The sequence below is a fragment of the Pseudomonas sp. FA117 genome, from assembly GCF_057370475.1.
Map to the genome: position 1 here is coordinate 755,915 of NZ_CM170675.1, position 15,848 is coordinate 771,762.

A 15,848-nucleotide genomic window follows, 5' to 3' on the forward strand; every position below is an offset into this window, starting at 1 on the left:
TGTCCAACTTTTTGGGGGCAGTCCAGACCTGTGGGGGCACTGTCTTGCTCAAAATCTAGAGGCCAGCCCAATTCCTGTGGGAGCGGGCTTGCCCGCGAACCAGGGCGAAGCCCTGGCAATGCACCGCGGTGACTGCTTCGCGGGCAAGCCCGCTCCTGCAAGGTATCGAGTTGCAACAGGGGAGAACCCGCCACAGCCCGAATCAGTTGCTCGGCCGCTGCTTGGTCGCATCCAGCTCGGCTTTCTTGCCCGTGGTCACTTCGGTGATCTTCGCCGACTTCTCGATCGCCAGGTCGAAGGTCTCCTGCATCTTGGCGATGGCGTCGGTCGGGGTGCCGGCCAGGCCGCCCTTGGCTGCCCAGTCGAAGTTCCACACCCCGGACAGGTTGTCGGCGCCGGGCACGTCGTGGGTTTCGATGGCGGTGAACACATCCGGGTGGCGCTGCATGTATTTCGCGGCATCCGAGACATCGGCCGGCACGTTGCCGGACTTGTTGTCGGCGAGCTTGTCCAGCTCGTCCTTGGTGATCGCCGACTTGCCGGTCTGGCGCATGTAGTCGGCGATCGTCTGGCTCGACTTGGCGGTGTCCAGACGGTTGTCGAACGCCGAGCTCGAGGATTTTGGAGTGTTGGACCCGCTACCAGCGGGGGTGATGGTAGACATTGGCGCTGCTCCCGAAACGGAAATGGAGGGTCGTCTTGATGACGGCTCCGGACGGTAGCATGGGCAATTGGCTAGTACGGCCGGCCTTCACAACGATTCACAACAGGCCACAGCTTTCACAACCGGGGCGCTCACTCCGCGCCTGGAGGATGGCCGTGGTAGGCCTTGTAGGCGTTGCTGAAGTTGGCCGGATTGGCATAGCCCAGGCGGTAGGCGATCTGCGCCACCTGCCATTTGCGCTGCAGCAGCAGCGTGCGCGCCAGTTCCATGCGCTGCTGGCGCAGGTACTGCAGCATCGACTGGCCGAAGACCTTGGCGAAGGCGCGGCGCAGGGTGGTTTCACCCACGCCCAGTTGTTGCGCCAGGGCCAGGCTGCCGGGCGGGTCGGTCAGTTCCAGGTCGAGCAGTCGCCGCGCTTCGTGGGCCAGGTCGCGCTGGCCGCGTACGGTCGGCGTCGGTGCCTGCGCACGGCCGCCGAGGTGTGCGGCCAGTTCCACCAGCAGCCCCAGGCTCAGGCTTTCCTGGTGCAGGCGCTTGAGCGTGCCGTGGTAGGGCGAGTGATACAGTTGCTCCAGCATGCGGCCCAGGGCAGGGCAGCGCTCGAAGTCGGTGAAACGCATGCCGTCTTCGAGCAAGCCGAGCAAGGGCTGCAACTGAGGGTCTTCCTCGGCCAGCTCGCGCAGATAGTCGGCGCCGACACGCAGCCCGGCCATGCGTGCATGGCTGCCGGCCGGTAGCCGGTCGAAGGCTTCCATGTGCTCGCTCAGGCCCAGGGCGTGGGTCTTGCCGGTGAGGTAGTGGTTGAGCCGGCCGTCGACCCGGTGCTGCCATTGGCCGCTGAGCATGTGCACCAGGCACAGGCTGTCGGGCAGCACCTTGTGGATGCGCAGGGGCTCGGGAAACTGCAGGTCGCAATCGAAGTACTGCAGGTGCGCGCGCAGGGTGTGGGCGCGATAGTGACCGATCGCACTGCCCATGACGCGGCTGGCGGCGCTGTCGAGTACGCCCGCCTGGGCCAGCGAGCCTGGGCGATCGAAACTGAACTGCATGTCCAGGTAAGGAGTCCAGCGTTCCATCGGTGGCGCCTGTCCATTGGCTGTTGCGGCATGTCGGCGGATGTTAACGCGAACACGGTTCGGGCGTCAGCCATTGTGCGCGACGGCCTGTTTGTTGTGCGCAGCGGCCAGGCCGGTTGGCAGGCTGGCGCACGCCCCTTTCAATACAGGGCCCCCAGAATTTCGAGGAGCAAGCAGGATGTCGATTCATCGCAGATGGGCGGCCGGCATGGTCGCAGCGCTGGCGCTCGTGGGCGCCATGGCCCAGGCCGAGGAGCGTCCGCCGGTGGCCGACAAGGTCGTGGCCTATGCCGGCGAGCAGGGCGTGAAGGTCTGGACCCTGCGCATCGGTGAACGCAGCGCCAACGAGGCGCTGGTGCAGGTCGAGGGTGTCGACCACGACTGGAACATGCGCATCCAGAAGATGAAGGTCGAGAAGACCGACAAGCTGACCCGCTACTACACCACGGTCGACGGCCAGAAGTTCGCGGCGCTGGTGATCCAGGGCTCGGACAGCTGGAGCGCCAGCGAACTGTACCTGCCCGGCGAAGCCCAGGCGCTGAAGATCGGCTACTCGCAGGCCCTGTCCGAGCAGGGCAACGCCCAGGCGTTCCTCACCGACTACCTCAACACCGCACCGAGCAAGCCATGACCACGTCACACCACCCTGATCCGTCCATTTCCCCCGACGAATACGGCCAGTCCCGCGCTGCCCAGCGCGACCGGGTGATCGCCGAGCTGCGCCAGGTGATCGAGCGGGTGCCGGAGCAGACCGAGTTCACCAACTCGCGGCGCTACCGCCTGTGGGGGCCGGTCATGCTGCTGGTGTCGCTGGGCGTGCTGGCCATGGGCGTGAACATGGGCCGTACCGGCCTGGTGGTGTGCGGCGCCTTCCTGACCCTGGTCATGGCGCTCGTCACCTGGCAGCACCGGGACGCGGGCAAGCATGTGTTCATGCGCCTGACCCGCCGCCAGCTGTTCGTCGACACGCTCGACGCGCCGATCGAAATGGCCGAGGTGCAGGACATCCTGGTCAAGGACGAAGGGCTGCTGACCCTGCAGAAGCTCACGCTCGACCCTCATGCCCAACTGCCCACCCACCACGTCGCCAGGCTCCAGGTGTTCGGCAACCAGGCCATGTCGCTGAACAAGCCTGAACCGCATGTGCGTATCCATTCTGCCGGACTGATGACCGGCGGACGCAAGCTGGATTGCGACGAGATCGCCGCGCTGCTCGGCGCCTACCGCGACGCCGCCTGCGCCCAGCAGCAGCTCGATGCCCTGCAGGTTCATGGCTGACGCCGACAGGCAGGCCTTGCTGGCCCGGCTCCAGGCCCAGGCGGATGCGCCCTGCGAACCCTGGGCGGTGACCGAGTGCTCGCGCGGCAAGGCGCTGGCCTGTGCGCTGCTGGCTGTTGCACTGCTGCTCGTCGGAGGCTGGCTGGTCAGTTTGCCCGCACAGTGGCAGATGCTGTCCGGGCAATGGCTGCTGTGGGCGCCGGGGGGCGTGCTGGCGGTCGCTGGGATGGTCGGCCTGGCCTTTGCCGAAGGGCTTCGCCGCCGGCATGGCCAGCAGGTGTTGCGCCTGGACGACGATGGCTTGCTGTTCGCCAACGCACAGGCGCCGACGCCGTTGTACTGTTTCGATGGATTCGAGATCGAGCAGCGTCACCTGAGCACGACGCTGGTGTTTTCGCTGGCCGCCATCAGCCGTGCGCCAGTGCTTGCGCCTGCCTGCTTCAAGTCGCTGGCGGCGCCGGATGCCTGGCCGGTGGCGGGAGGGCTGCGGGTGAAGGTGTGGCTGTGCACACCGAAGGTGGACGGGCGCCGCATCGATCTGCAGGCCCTGACCGACAGGCTCTATGCCTGCATGGAAGCGGCGCAGGCGCGGCGCACGCTGGGACAGTTGGGTGTACGAGCCTGAAGGGCCTTTGTGGGGGCCGCTGTCTTGCTCAAAATCTGAAGGCCAGCCCAATTCCTGGGGGAGCAACTGTCTTGCTCAAAATTGAAAGTCCAGCTCAAATCCCTGTGGGAGCGGGCTGGCCCTTGGATTTTGAGCAAGACAGTCGCTCCCACCGGATCAACTGCGAACACCGTCAGTGTCGGTGCCATCCGCTTGCGGCATCAAGGTCGCGATCAACGCCCGTACCGTCCCCGGCAACGCATCCAGCTCACGCACCAGGATGCTGCGCTCACGCACCGCCCACGGCTCGTCCAAAGCGATGGTCACCAGGTTCATGGTGTGGCTGTGACGTACCGCCGCAGACTCGGGAATGATGCCGATCCCCACCCCCGCCTCGACCATCCGGCAGATCGCCTCGAAGCTCGACATCTGGATCCGCAGCGCCAGGCTCTGGCCGATACGCTCGACGTGATCGCGCAGGAATGTCAGCAGCGTGCTGCCGTCATGCAGGCCGATATGCTGGTAGGCCAGGGTCTGCTTGAGCGTCACCTGCCGACGCCCGGCCAACTCATGTGCGGCCGGCACGATCAGCACCAGGCGGTCGGTACTGAAGCGCATCACCTGCAGCCCGGCCGCCTCCACCGGCCCCGCGATGATGCCCATGTCGCTGCTGCCATCGAGCACCCCGCGCACGATGTCGCGTGACAGCCGCTCCTGCAGGTCGACCGTCACCCCCGGCCGCTGGGCAAGAAAACCGGCCAGCACCTCGGGGAGGAATTCGGTCACCGCCGTGGTGTTGGCGAAGATGCGGATGTGCCCGGCCGAATCGGTGCCGAACTGGGTGAATTCGGCCTTGAGGTAATCCACCTGGCGCATGATCAACCGCGCGTGGGTCAGCAGTTTCTGACCGGCGGGGGTCAGCTCCACACCACGGCTGTCGCGGTACAGCAGGCGCGTGTCGAGCTGCGCCTCGAGGGCCTTGATCCGCGCGCTGGCCGCAGCCGGGGAGAGGAACGCACGGCGTGCGCCCTGGGTGAGGCTCGGCGATTCGCCGATGTGGATGAAGAGCCGCAAGTCAGCCAGGTCGAAGTGCATGGGGAGGTCCTGTCGTAGCAGAGGCGTTCGGCATTTATGAACGCTGGATTACGCAAATGCAAATTCACAGAATGCCGGACGCCTCGCATGATCGGCCCATAACAACAAATGCAGAGGCCCATGCTCATGACTGCTCCGACTTCGCCCACCGACTTCAGCGCCTGGATCGGCCGCACCGAAGAGGCCTGGGACGTGCTCAGCCGCAACCTGGTCAAGCGCATTGCCGCGACCTTCGGTGAGGCCGCGCCAGGCCATGGTGATGCGCTGCCGCACCTGTGGACCTGGTGCTTCTTCCAGGAGCCGGTGCCGGAGTCGCAGCTGGGCGCGGATGGTCACCCGGCCCGTGGCGGCTTCCTGCCACCGGCCGACAACCGCAACCGCATGTGGGCGGGTGGGCGGGTCGAATTCATCGCCCCACTGAAGGTCGGCGGCGAAGCCCATCGCCTGTCGACCATCCTGCATATCGAGGAAAAGCACGGCCGCACCGGCGCACTGCTGTTCGTGACCGTGCGCCACGACTACTCCCAGGATGGCCGCCTGTGCGTGCGTGAAGAGCAGGACATCGTCTACCGCGAGCCCAACCCGCCCAAGAGCGGCAGCGGCACGCCGAGCGAGGCGGGTGAGTGGAGCGAAACCATCACCCCGACGTCGACCCTGCTGTTCCGCTACTCGGCCATCACCTTCAACGGCCACCGTATCCACTACGACCACCCCTACGTCACCGAGACCGAAGGCTACCCCGGCCTGGTGGTGCACGGCCCGATGATCGCCACCCTCAACCTGCGCGCCTTCGTGCGGGCCCACCCCGACAAGCCCGTACGCCACTTCGCCTACCGTGGCGTGCGGCCGCTGACCCTGCCCACGCCGTTCCAGGTGGGCGGCTGCATCGACGCGCCGGGCAAGGCCCGACTGTGGGCCGGCAATGCCGAGGGCATCGCCCAGAGCGCCGAACTGACCTTCGACTGACTTCCCAAAGCCTTCGCAGAGAATCCACACATGCACAGCTACGACAGCGATGACCTCAATGCCATCCGCGAGGGCGTGCGCGCCCTGTGCGCCGAATTCCCCGCCGAATACTGGCGCAGGATCGATGAAGAGAAAGGTTTCCCCGAAGCCTTCGTCAAGGCCATGACCGACGCCGGCTGGCTGTCGGCGATGATCCCGGAAGAATACGGCGGCTCGGGCCTGGGCCTGGCCGAGGCGTCGGTGATTCTCGAGGAGGTCAACCGCTGCGGCGGCAACTCCGGCACCATCCACGGGCAGATGTACAACATGTTCACCCTGCTGCGAAACGGCAGTGACGAACAGAAGCGCTTCTACCTGCCAAAGCTTGCCAGCGGCGAGCTGCGCCTGCAGTCGATGGGCGTGACCGAGCCGACCACCGGCACCGACACCACCAAGATCAAGACCACTGCCGTGCGCCAGGGCGACAAGTACGTGATCAACGGGCAGAAGGTTTGGATCTCGCGCATCCAGCATTCGGACCTGATGATCCTGCTGGCGCGCACCACGCCGCTGCCGGAGGTGAAGAAGAAGTCCGAAGGCATGTCGATCTTCCTGGTCGACCTGCGCGAGGCGATCGGCAACGGCCTGACCGTGCAGCCGATCGCCAACATGGTCAACCACGAGACCAACGAGCTGTTCTTCGACAATTTGGAAATCCCGGCCAGCAGCCTGATTGGCGAGGAGGGCAAGGGCTTCCGCTACATCCTCGACGGCCTCAACGCCGAGCGCACGCTGATCGCCGCCGAGTGCATCGGCGACGGTCGCTGGTTCGTCGAAAAGGCCAGCCAGTACGCCCGCGACCGCGTGGTGTTCGGCCGCCCGATCGGGCAGAACCAGGGTGTGCAGTTCCCCATTGCCGAAGCCCATATCGAGATCGAGGCCGCCGACCTGATGCGCTGGCGCGCCTGCGCCGAATACGACAGCGGCGCCAACGCCGGGGCGGCGGCGAACATGGCCAAGTACCTGGCGGCCAAGGCCTCGTGGGAGGCGGCCAACGCCTGCCTGCAGACCCACGGCGGCTTTGGTTTTGCCAACGAGTACGACGTCGAGCGCAAGTTCCGCGAAACCCGCCTGTACCAGGTGGCGCCGATCTCCACCAACCTGATCCTGTCGTACGTAGCCGAGCACCTGCTCGAGCTGCCGCGCAGCTTCTGAGGAGCCGACCATGCGTGATACCCAAGCCCTGGCCAGCTTCCTGGCCGACCTGCGCTACGAGGCCATCCCCGGCAACGTGCTGGACCGCACCGAAGACCTGTTCCTCGACTGGCTCGGCTCGGCGCTGGCCAGCCAGGGGTCGCACCCGATCCCGCTGTTCGAGCGTTACGCCGAGCGCATGGGGCCGGCGTCTGGCCGTGCGCGGGTGCTGACCAATGGTCGCCGCACCTCGGCCTATTTCGCTGCGCTGGTCAACGGCGCCGCCTCGCATCTGGTCGAACAGGACGACCTGCACAACAGCTCTGTGCTGCACCCGGCCACGGTGGTGTTCTCCGCCGTGCTGGCGGCCGCACAAGACCTGGGCAAGTCCGGCCAGGACCTGCTGCTGGCCTCGGTCGCCGGCTACGAGGCCGGCATCCGCATCGGCGAATTCCTCGGCCGTTCGCACTACCGCATCTTCCACACCACTGCCACGGTCGGCACCCTGGCCGCCGCCGTGGGCGTGGGCAAGCTGCTGGACTTCAACCAGGAGCAGTTCATCAACCTGCTCGGCAGCGCCGGCACCCAGGCCGCCGGGCTGTGGGAGTTTCTGCGCGACGCCGCCGACTCCAAGCAACTGCACACTGCCAAGGCCGCTGCCGATGGCCTGCTTGCGGCCTACCTCACCGCCGATGGCCTGAGCGGGGCGCGCAACATCCTCGAAGGCGACCAGGGCATGGCTGCGGGCATGTCCAGCGATGCCGACCCGGCGCGGCTGTCCGACCGGCTCGGCACGCGCTGGGCGCTGGCGGAAACCTCGTTCAAGTTCCACGCCTCGTGCCGCCACACCCACCCGGCAGCCGATGCGCTGCTGCACCTGATGCAGCGCGAGGGGCTGGGCCACGAGCAGATCGCCGAGGTGGTCACCCGCGTGCACCAGGGCGCCATCGATGTGCTGGGGCGGGTGACCACGCCGAGCACCGTGCACCAGGCCAAGTTCTCCATGGGTACGGTGCTGGGCCTGATCGCCGTGCATGGCAGTGCGCAGTTGCTCGAGTTCCGCGACCTGGCGCTGACCGACCCGCGCATCGCGGCGTTCCGCGACAAGGTGCGCATGCAGCTGGATCCCGAGGTAGACGGCGCCTATCCGGCACGCTGGCTGGGCCGGGTCGAGGTGCGCTGCGTCGATGGTCGGCAGTTCAGCGCCGCCATCGACGAGCCCAAGGGCGATCCAGGCAACACCCTGTCGCGCCCGGAGCTGGAGGCCAAGTTCCAGCGCCTGCTGGCCTATGCCGGGCAGCGCAGCGAGGCCGAGGGCCGTGCGCTGATCGAGCGCGTCTGGCAGCTGCGTGACGCGCAGTCGCTGGCGGACCTGCATTGAATACCGAACAGGAATTTGCCATGACCCAATCCGCTCCCCGCCCGCTGGACGGCATCACCGTCGTCAGCCTGGAACATGCCATCGCCGCGCCGTTCTGCACCCGCCAACTGGCGGACCTGGGCGCGCGCGTGATCAAGATCGAGCGCCCCGGCAGCGGCGACTTCGCCCGTGGCTACGACCAGCGTGTCGATGGCCTGGCCTCGCACTTCGTCTGGACCAACCGCTCCAAGCAGAGCCTGACCCTGGACCTCAAGCACGACGAGGCGGACGACATCCTCCTGGCGCTGCTGGCCAAGGCCGACGTGCTGGTGCAGAACCTCGCCCCGGGTGCGGCGGCGCGCATGGGCCTGTCGTTCGAAGCCCTGCACGCACGCTTTCCGCGTCTGATCGTCTGCGACATTTCCGGCTACGGCGAAGGTGGCCCGTACGAGAAGAAGAAAGCCTACGACCTGCTGATCCAGAGCGAGGGCGGTTTTCTCTCGGTGACCGGCGGGCCGGGCGAGGAGCAGATGGCCAAGGCCGGATGCTCGGTCGCCGATATCGCTGCTGGTATGTACGCCTACACCGGCGTGCTGTCGGCGCTGCTGCTGCGCGACAAGACCGGTGTCGGCAGCCGCATCGACGTGTCGATGCTGGAGAGCCTGGTGGAGTGGATGGGCTACCCCATGTACTACGCCTACAACGGCGCGCCGCCCCCGCCACGGGCCGGCGCCTCGCACTCGACCATCTACCCGTACGGGCCGTTCCCCACCGGCGGTGGCGGCACCATCATGCTCGGGCTGCAGAACGAGCGGGAATGGCAGCTGTTCTGCGAGAAAGTGCTGCTCGAACCGGCGCTGGCCAGCGACGAACGCTTCTCGGCCAACTTCCGCCGCTCGGAGAACCGCGAGGTGCTGCGCCAGATCATCATCGACGGCTTCGCCGCGCTGTCGCTGGACGAGGTGGTGGCGCGCCTGGAAGACGCGCAGATCGCCAATGCCCGGGTCAACGACATGCAGGGCGTGTGGCAGCACCCGCAGCTCAAGGCCCGTGACCGCTGGCGTGAAGTCGACAGCCCCGCCGGCCCGCTGCCGTCGTTGCTGCCGCCGGGGCGCAACGCCGCCTTCACCCCGCGCATGGACCCGGTCCCGGGGCTGGGGCAGCACAGCGCAGCAATTCTCGAGGAGCTGGGCTTCTCGGTCGAAGACCAGGCCCGGCTGGCTGCTGCCGGTGTCGTTTGAGTACAAGGAGCCCGTGCTGATGTCGCACACCATCGTTCGTTCCGCGCTGTTCGTGCCGGGCAGCCGCCCCGAGCGTTTCGCCAAGGCCCTGGCTGCAGGCGCCGATGCCGTCATCGTCGATTTCGAGGATGCGGTCGAAGAGCCGCTCAAGCGCCAGGCACGCGACAACCTCGCAGCCTTTCTTGCAGCCCATCCGCAGGCGCGGGTGTGGGTCAGGGTCAACGCCCCGGAGCATGCCGGGCACGCCGATGACCTGGCGTTCTGCGCGCAGCAGCCTGGCGTCAGCGCCGTGCTGCTGCCCAAGGTCGAGAGCGCCGCGCAGGTGGCGGTGGCTGCGCGCACCGGCAAGCCGGTGCTGCCGATCATCGAGACGGCCAAGGGCCTGCTGGCGCTGGAGCGCATCGCCGCAGCCGAGGGCGTCGAGCGTTTGTCGTTCGGCAGCCTGGACCTGGCGCTGGACCTGAACCTGAACACAGACAGCGCTTCGGCCCAGGGTTTTCTCGACCAGGCACGCATGGCGGTGCAGTTGCACTCGCGCGGTGCCGACCTGGCGCCCCCGCTCGACGGTGTATTCCCGGCCATCGGCGACCCGCAAGGGCAGCAGCGCGCCATGCGCCATGCCTACGACATGGGCTATGGCGGGGCGCTGTGCATTCATCCCAGCCAGGTGCCCTTGATTCATGGCGTGCTGGCGCCGAGCAGCGAAGAGCTGGCCTGGGCGCGGCGGGTGGTCGAAGCCAGTGTGGCGGCCAAGGGCGCCGGGGCGTTCCAGCTCGATGGGCAGATGGTCGATGCCCCGGTGCTGCTGCGGGCGCAGCGGTTGTTGGCACTGGCCGAGAGCACCTAGGCCTTTCGCGGGGCAAACCGGTGTCATCCCCACTGATGCATTTGTGGGAGCGGGCTTGCCCGCGAACACCGGCATAGCCGGTGCCCTACACCGCGGTGTCCTTTTCGCGGGCAAGCCCGCTCCCACAGGAGCTGGGCTGGTTTCAGACTTTGAACAAGACAGTGACAGCTACAGCGCTGATTCTGGGCTCGACGCTGTACCTGTGCGGGCTCGTCCCGCGATCACCGGCAAAACAGGTGCCATACTCAACCCGTCCAGGAGCGTTCACCCCAGCCAAACGCAGCCTTACACAAAAGCTGATTCTCGAAACACGCCCGATTGGGCCATCGTACCCTTGGCAACGCTTCCCTGCTGACCCCTTCCAACAACAATAAAAGGTGACACCGATGTTGAAGCTGACCCAGGCGCTGTTGTGCGCCGCCGCCGTGTCGATGGCCGGGCTCGCCCAGGCTGCCGATCCTGTGATCATCAAGTTCGCCCACGTAGTGGCCGACAGCACGCCCAAGGGCCAGGGCGCGCTGATGTTCCAGAAACTGGTCGAGGCCGACCCGCAGCTCAAGGGCAAGGTCAAGGTCGAGGTCTACCCCAACTCCTCGCTGTTCGGTGACGGCAAGGAGATGGAAGCCCTGCTGCTGGGCGACGTGCAGATGCTGGCGCCGTCGCTGGCCAAGTTCGAGCACTACAACAAGCAGGTGCAACTGTTCGACCTGCCGTTCCTGTTCAACGACCTCGCTGCCGTCGACCGCTTCCAGCAAGGCCCGCAGGGCAAGGCGCTGCTGACCTCGATGGAAGACAAGGGCATCCGTGGCCTGGCCTACTGGCACAACGGCCTCAAGCAACTGTCGGCGAACAAGAAGGTGATCCTGCCCAAGGACGCCCGCGGCCTGAAGTTCCGCGTGCAGGCCTCCAGCGTGCTCGAGGAGCAGTTCAAGGCCATCCGCGCCAACCCGCGCAAGATGAGCTTCGCCGAGGTCTACCAGGGCCTGCAGACCGGTACCGTCAACGGCACCGAGAACACCTGGTCGAACTACGAAAGCCAGAAGGTCAACGAAGTCCAGCCGTTCTTCACCGAGACCAACCACGGCCTGATCGACTACATGGTGATCACCAACGCCAAGTTCTGGAACAGCCTGCCTGAAGACGTGCGCGGCGAGCTGCAGACGATCATGGACAAGGTCACCGTCGAGGTGAACAAGCAGGCCGAGGAACTCAACCAGGCCTCGCGACAGAAGATCATCGACGCCAAGACCAGCGAGATCGACCCGCTGACGCCAGAGCAGCGCGCCCAGTGGCGTGAAGCCATGCGCCCGGTGTGGGACAAGTTCTCCGACCAGATCGGCGCCGACCTGATCAAGGCGGCCGACGACGCCAACAAGGCGTCCTGATCGCATCCCCCGCCCACGGCCACCTGCAGCGCAGGTGGTCCGGCCTCTTTCTGTCCGGAGAATGCCCATGCAAACGTTAAGGCGTGTCTGGGAGCACTTCGAGGAAGGCATGATCGCCTTCCTCCTGGCGGCCATGACCTTGATCACCTTCATCTACGTGGCGCTGAACAACCTCTACACCCTGTTCTACACCCTCAGCGACCACTGGAGCTTCGCCAGCGAGCTGCTGCTCGATGTCGGCGACCACCTGATGGGCTACGCCCAGGAAATGACCTGGAGCATCGCCCTGACCAAGGCGCTGTTCGGCTGGCTGATCTTCTTCGGCATCGCCTACGGCGTGCGCACCGCCGGGCACCTGGGCGTCGACGTGCTGGTGCGGCGCACTCGCAAGCCGGTGCAGCGCATCCTGGGGATGATCGCCTGCGCCTGCTGCCTGGCCTACGCCGGCCTGTTCCTGGTCGCCAGCATCAAGTGGGTGAACGCCGTACTCGCCGCCGGTATCGGCGCAGAGGACCTCGACCGCTACGGGGTCAAGATCGGCCACATCGCCATGATCGTGCCGTTCGGCTTCGCCCTGATCATCGTGCGCTACCTGGAAATCTTCTACCGCATCTTCACCCACCGCCAGACCGGCCTCGGCCTTGCGGATGAAGCGGCGGAAGCGAGCAAACTGGCCAACCCGGGCGAGGAGTCACACTGATGACCGTTATCTGCCTGTTCCTGCTGCTGTTCGTGTTCATGTTCCTCGGCGTGCCGATTGCCATTTCCCTCGGCCTGTCGGGCGCGGTGTCGATCCTGCTGTTCAGCCAGGACTCGCTCAGCTCGCTGGCGATCAAGCTGTTCGAAACCTCCGACAGCTACACCTTCCTGGCGATCCCGTTCTTCCTGCTCTCGGGCGCGTTCATGACCACCGGCGGCGTTGCCCAGCGCCTGATCGATTTCGCCAACGCCTGCGTCGGCCACATCCGCGGCGGCCTGGCCATTGCCGCCGTGCTGGCGTGCATGCTGTTCGCCGCGCTGTCCGGTTCCTCGCCCGCCACGGTCGCGGCGGTCGGTTCCATCGCCGTGGCCGGCATGGTGCGCTCGGGCTATCCGAAGGAGTTCGGTGCCGGGATCATCTGCAACGCCGGTACCCTGGGTATCCTCATTCCACCGTCGATTGTGATGGTGGTGTACTCGGCCGCCACCGAGACTTCGGTCGGCAAGCTGTTCATGGCCGGCGTGGTGCCCGGGATCCTGCTGGGCATCTTCCTGATGGTGACCATCTACATCGTCGCCCGCATCAAGAAGCTCCCCGCCCAGCCCCGCGCCAGCTTCGCCGAATGGCTGCGCACCGCCCGCCGCGCGTTCTGGGGCCTGCTGCTGCTGGTGATCATCCTCGGCGGCATCTACAGCGGCATGTTCACCCCCACCGAGGCTGCGGCCGTGGCGGCGGTGTACTCGGCGTTCATCGCGCTGTTCGTGTACAAGGACATGAGCTTCAGGGACTGCCCCAAGGTGCTGCTCGAATCCGGCCGCCTGACCATCATGCTGCTGTTCATCATCGCCAACGCCATGCTCTTCGCCCACGTGCTGACCACCGAACAGATCCCCCAGCAGATCACCCAGTGGGTGCTCTCCGAAGGCCTGACGCCGATCGGCTTCCTGATCATGGTCAACGTGGTGCTGCTGGTGGCGGGGAGCTTCATGGAGCCCTCGGCGATCATCCTGATCCTGGCGCCGATCTTCTTCCCGATCGCAATGAAGCTGGGCATCGACCCGATTCACCTGGGGATCGTGATGGTGGTGAACATGGAGATCGGCCTGGTGCATCCGCCGGTCGGGCTGAACCTGTTCGTCACCAGCGCGGTGACCGGCCTGACCCTGGGGCAGACGATTCGTGCGGCGTTGCCGTGGTTGTCGATCCTGTTGCTGTTCCTGGTGCTGGTGACCTACGTGCCGTTCATATCGCTGGCGTTGCCGGAGTGGCTGGGGATGCCGTAGGGCGGGGGTGTTTGGCGCAGCTGATTGATGCAAGAGGTGAAAGCCCGCCCGCAGTTTGTGGGGGCGGGCGCTCTGCAAGCTATCCAAAGCCTTGTGGAAACAGCTTCTCTACAGGCGAGCCAAAATCTTGTGGAAGTAGCCACTCTGCAGGCCAGCCAAAATCTTGTGGGAGCGGGCTTGTCCCGCGATCACCGGCGAAGCCGGTGCCATCCAACGTGCGGGGCAGCTCAGTTCATTCCCGAGCCTGCCGTTGCAGCTCTCTGCAAACGTCCACATTCGCTTCGACAAACGCATCCCAGCTGAGTATTTGCGTGTAATGCATCTGGTACTGTCGATCGACCCGGCAGATATCCGGCCGGGTTTCGTAGATCAGGCAATGCTTGCCGGCATCACTGTAATGCCGGCAGGCACCGTCCCCCCGGTCCAAGTACTGTGTCTGTTGCGCAAGATGGACATTGCGGCAACATAACCCGCACTGCGTACAGGGGAACGCCGATTGCGTCATACCAGTGAGGCCAGCCAGTTTCGAGTGCTGGCCGCGTTGCCCATTTCAAATGGCAGTTCGATGCCTCGCGCTGCCACGGCCTGCTGCAGGATGGCGCTGCGCTGGATTTCGTCGTTGCAGGCCTCAAGCTCCAGGGTAAAGGCTTGTAGCTCGTCCACGTCCAGGTTGAACTCGAGCAGGCTCAGCTCCACCAGGTAACGGTCGAGCTCTGCATTGATCGCCTGGAATTCGCGTACCGTACCCGCATGAGGCGTGAGCGATTCGATGAAGGCCCACAGCTTGCGCGCCATTGGGCTGTGTAGCAGGAAATAGTTCAGACCCAGGGTCACCAGGCCGGTCACCATGGCACCGGCAAACGCAGCCAGTTCGGTGCCGAATGGGAAGCTGAGGAACGGCACCAGCTGGGTGTAGGCCATCGTTCCCACTACGGTTGCAGCCCCTACCGACAGCAACGACGTCACCGCTTGGCACTGTTCGATGAAACTCAGCTGATCAGGGTTGAAAACCATCACCTTGATGGCTTTGACCAGTTGCCCCCACAGTTCGCGAATGATCTTGATCGCCATCGCCTGGGTAGTGGCGAAGATGTTGAATACGGTGGTGGTCAGGCTCCCGAGTACACCGGCGAACACACCATCCTTGAACGCCACCAGGAAGTCGGTGAAACGCGCCTGTACCCGCTTCCAGATGCCTTTGAGCGACTGGTTGATGCTCTCGACGAAAGCTTCCAGACAGAAGCTGTGCTTGAGCTTGTCCAGCAGCGCTGGCAATTGTGCGCGCAGTTCGAACCATACCTCGGCCATCACCAGTCCGAGCATCTGGCGGGTGCCCATGGCCAGGCCCGCAGAGCCGGCGGCATAAGCGGTCTGATGAAGGAACTTGCTGCTGGTGTAATAGGCCCTGTTGATCTGCTCGTCGTAAGGGGCGCGGGCCTCGGCGTCGCGTTTGCGCATGCCTTCGGCATCCACCGCCTTGAGCTCGTCGATCTTGCTCTCGGTCTTGCGGATCTTGTCTTCCAGGACACGGGCTTCATGTTGTTGCTGCGGCGTCTCGCGCGGCATTCTGGTCAGTCGTGCACGATCGCCCGCCAGCGACTTCTCATGGTTTGAAATCAGGCCCGGCAGCTTTTCCAGGTACTTGTCGATGGGCGTCTGCTTCTTCGACTTGTTGACCGTTTCGTGGGTGGTCTGCAGGTTGCTGCTCTGGTTGGCCAGCTCGACACCGTCCAGTCCGGCCAGCACCCGGCCGGCGTCGTCGTGGATCTCCTTGGCACTGATCACGTGATCCAGGTTGCGCTGCTCATGTGCGCCCATCACGGTGTTGCGGTACGGATCATTGAGCGTGCCCGCCGCCTGACTGGCTTTGTCCCGCTTGCCGGTCGCGATGTAGTTCGCGTGATCGTGGTAGGCAGCCGAGTCGTATGTGCCAACCGTCTGCTTTTCGAAATGCTGCTTCTCGGCCTCGCTTGCCCATACACCTTGGCGTACGTTGTGGACGGTGTTCACCTCGCCGCCGTGTTTGTCCGTGAACAGCAGGAAGTCCAGGCCAAAGCTGGTCGTGAGGCTGGCAATTACGGTTTTCTCGAGCTCTTCGGCCCAGGGGAAGTCTTGCGCTGCGGCGTGCATATGGGCATCCATGACGAATGAGTGAGGGTGAGGCGAAGACGGGGCC

General features: G+C 65.3%; 16 protein-coding genes. 11 read left to right on the forward strand and 5 right to left on the reverse strand.

Annotated elements, in window-relative coordinates; translation table 11 throughout:
- Positions 1-202: 202 nt before the first annotated feature.
- Complete coding sequence (locus AC1TXO_RS03585; protein ID WP_486405074.1) at positions 203-664, reverse strand: hypothetical protein; 462 nt, start codon at positions 662-664, stop codon at positions 203-205.
- Positions 665-795: 131 nt separating this feature from the next.
- Positions 796-1,740, reverse strand: a complete 945-nt coding sequence (locus AC1TXO_RS03590; protein ID WP_486405075.1) for a helix-turn-helix transcriptional regulator — start codon at positions 1,738-1,740, stop codon at positions 796-798.
- A gap of 178 nt (positions 1,741-1,918) precedes the next feature.
- Here AC1TXO_RS03590 and AC1TXO_RS03595 point away from each other — a divergent pair, with 178 nt between their 5' ends.
- The 3 genes from AC1TXO_RS03595 to AC1TXO_RS03605 are packed head-to-tail and all read left to right on the forward strand — an operon-like array spanning position 1,919 to position 3,643.
- Positions 1,919-2,371: a hypothetical protein gene (locus AC1TXO_RS03595; protein ID WP_486405076.1), complete on the forward strand. Its 453-nt coding sequence runs from the start codon at positions 1,919-1,921 to the stop codon at positions 2,369-2,371.
- Positions 2,368-3,018 (forward strand): hypothetical protein, encoded by a 651-nt coding sequence (locus tag AC1TXO_RS03600; RefSeq protein ID WP_486405077.1) that lies wholly within the window; start codon positions 2,368-2,370, stop codon positions 3,016-3,018. The genes AC1TXO_RS03595 and AC1TXO_RS03600 overlap by 4 nt, the downstream gene beginning before the upstream one ends.
- On the forward strand, positions 3,011-3,643 hold the full coding sequence (locus AC1TXO_RS03605; RefSeq protein WP_486405078.1) for a hypothetical protein: 633 nt from the start codon (positions 3,011-3,013) through the stop codon (positions 3,641-3,643). Before AC1TXO_RS03600 ends, AC1TXO_RS03605 begins: the two co-directional genes overlap by 8 nt.
- 156 nt (positions 3,644-3,799) lie before the next feature.
- On the opposite strand, the gene AC1TXO_RS03610 is transcribed toward AC1TXO_RS03605, so the two are convergent.
- Positions 3,800-4,717, reverse strand: a complete 918-nt coding sequence (locus AC1TXO_RS03610) for a LysR family transcriptional regulator (RefSeq protein ID WP_486405079.1) — start codon at positions 4,715-4,717, stop codon at positions 3,800-3,802.
- 126 nt (positions 4,718-4,843) lie between these two features.
- Here AC1TXO_RS03610 and AC1TXO_RS03615 point away from each other — a divergent pair, with 126 nt between their 5' ends.
- From AC1TXO_RS03615 to dctM, 8 genes are all read left to right on the forward strand, one after another.
- Entirely contained in the window at positions 4,844-5,683 is an 840-nt protein-coding gene (locus tag AC1TXO_RS03615; RefSeq protein ID WP_486406783.1) for an HTD2 family dehydratase, read from the forward strand.
- Between the two features lie 30 nt (positions 5,684-5,713).
- Positions 5,714-6,877, forward strand: coding sequence for an acyl-CoA dehydrogenase family protein (locus tag AC1TXO_RS03620; RefSeq protein WP_486405080.1), 1,164 nt, complete (start codon positions 5,714-5,716; stop codon positions 6,875-6,877).
- A 10-nt stretch (positions 6,878-6,887) separates the two neighbouring features.
- Positions 6,888-8,237: an MmgE/PrpD family protein gene (locus AC1TXO_RS03625; protein ID WP_486405081.1), complete on the forward strand. Its 1,350-nt coding sequence runs from the start codon at positions 6,888-6,890 to the stop codon at positions 8,235-8,237.
- 20 nt (positions 8,238-8,257) lie between these two features.
- Positions 8,258-9,457 carry a CaiB/BaiF CoA transferase family protein gene (locus AC1TXO_RS03630; RefSeq protein ID WP_486405082.1) on the forward strand — a complete coding sequence of 400 codons (1,200 nt, stop codon included), beginning with the start codon at positions 8,258-8,260 and terminating at the stop codon, positions 9,455-9,457.
- Positions 9,458-9,476: 19 nt separating this feature from the next.
- Positions 9,477-10,304 (forward strand): HpcH/HpaI aldolase/citrate lyase family protein, encoded by an 828-nt coding sequence (locus AC1TXO_RS03635; protein WP_486405083.1) that lies wholly within the window; start codon positions 9,477-9,479, stop codon positions 10,302-10,304.
- A gap of 386 nt (positions 10,305-10,690) precedes the next feature.
- Positions 10,691-11,689: a TRAP transporter substrate-binding protein gene (locus AC1TXO_RS03640; protein ID WP_486405084.1), complete on the forward strand. Its 999-nt coding sequence runs from the start codon at positions 10,691-10,693 to the stop codon at positions 11,687-11,689.
- Between the two features lie 67 nt (positions 11,690-11,756).
- Positions 11,757-12,389: a TRAP transporter small permease gene (locus tag AC1TXO_RS03645; RefSeq protein ID WP_486405085.1), complete on the forward strand. Its 633-nt coding sequence runs from the start codon at positions 11,757-11,759 to the stop codon at positions 12,387-12,389.
- The gene (gene dctM, locus AC1TXO_RS03650) at positions 12,389-13,672 is read left to right on the forward strand and encodes a C4-dicarboxylate TRAP transporter large permease protein DctM (RefSeq protein WP_200603042.1); all 1,284 of its coding nucleotides are present in this window, start codon (positions 12,389-12,391) and stop codon (positions 13,670-13,672) included. Before AC1TXO_RS03645 ends, dctM begins: the two co-directional genes overlap by 1 nt.
- Positions 13,673-13,904: 232 nt before the next feature.
- Here the strand turns inward: dctM and AC1TXO_RS03655 are convergent, their stop codons facing one another.
- Positions 13,905-14,177 carry a YkgJ family cysteine cluster protein gene (locus tag AC1TXO_RS03655; protein WP_486405086.1) on the reverse strand — a complete coding sequence of 91 codons (273 nt, stop codon included), beginning with the start codon at positions 14,175-14,177 and terminating at the stop codon, positions 13,905-13,907.
- Complete coding sequence (locus AC1TXO_RS03660) at positions 14,174-15,802, reverse strand: hypothetical protein (RefSeq protein ID WP_486405087.1); 1,629 nt, start codon at positions 15,800-15,802, stop codon at positions 14,174-14,176. The genes AC1TXO_RS03655 and AC1TXO_RS03660 overlap by 4 nt, the downstream gene beginning before the upstream one ends.
- Positions 15,803-15,848: the final 46 nt, after the last annotated feature.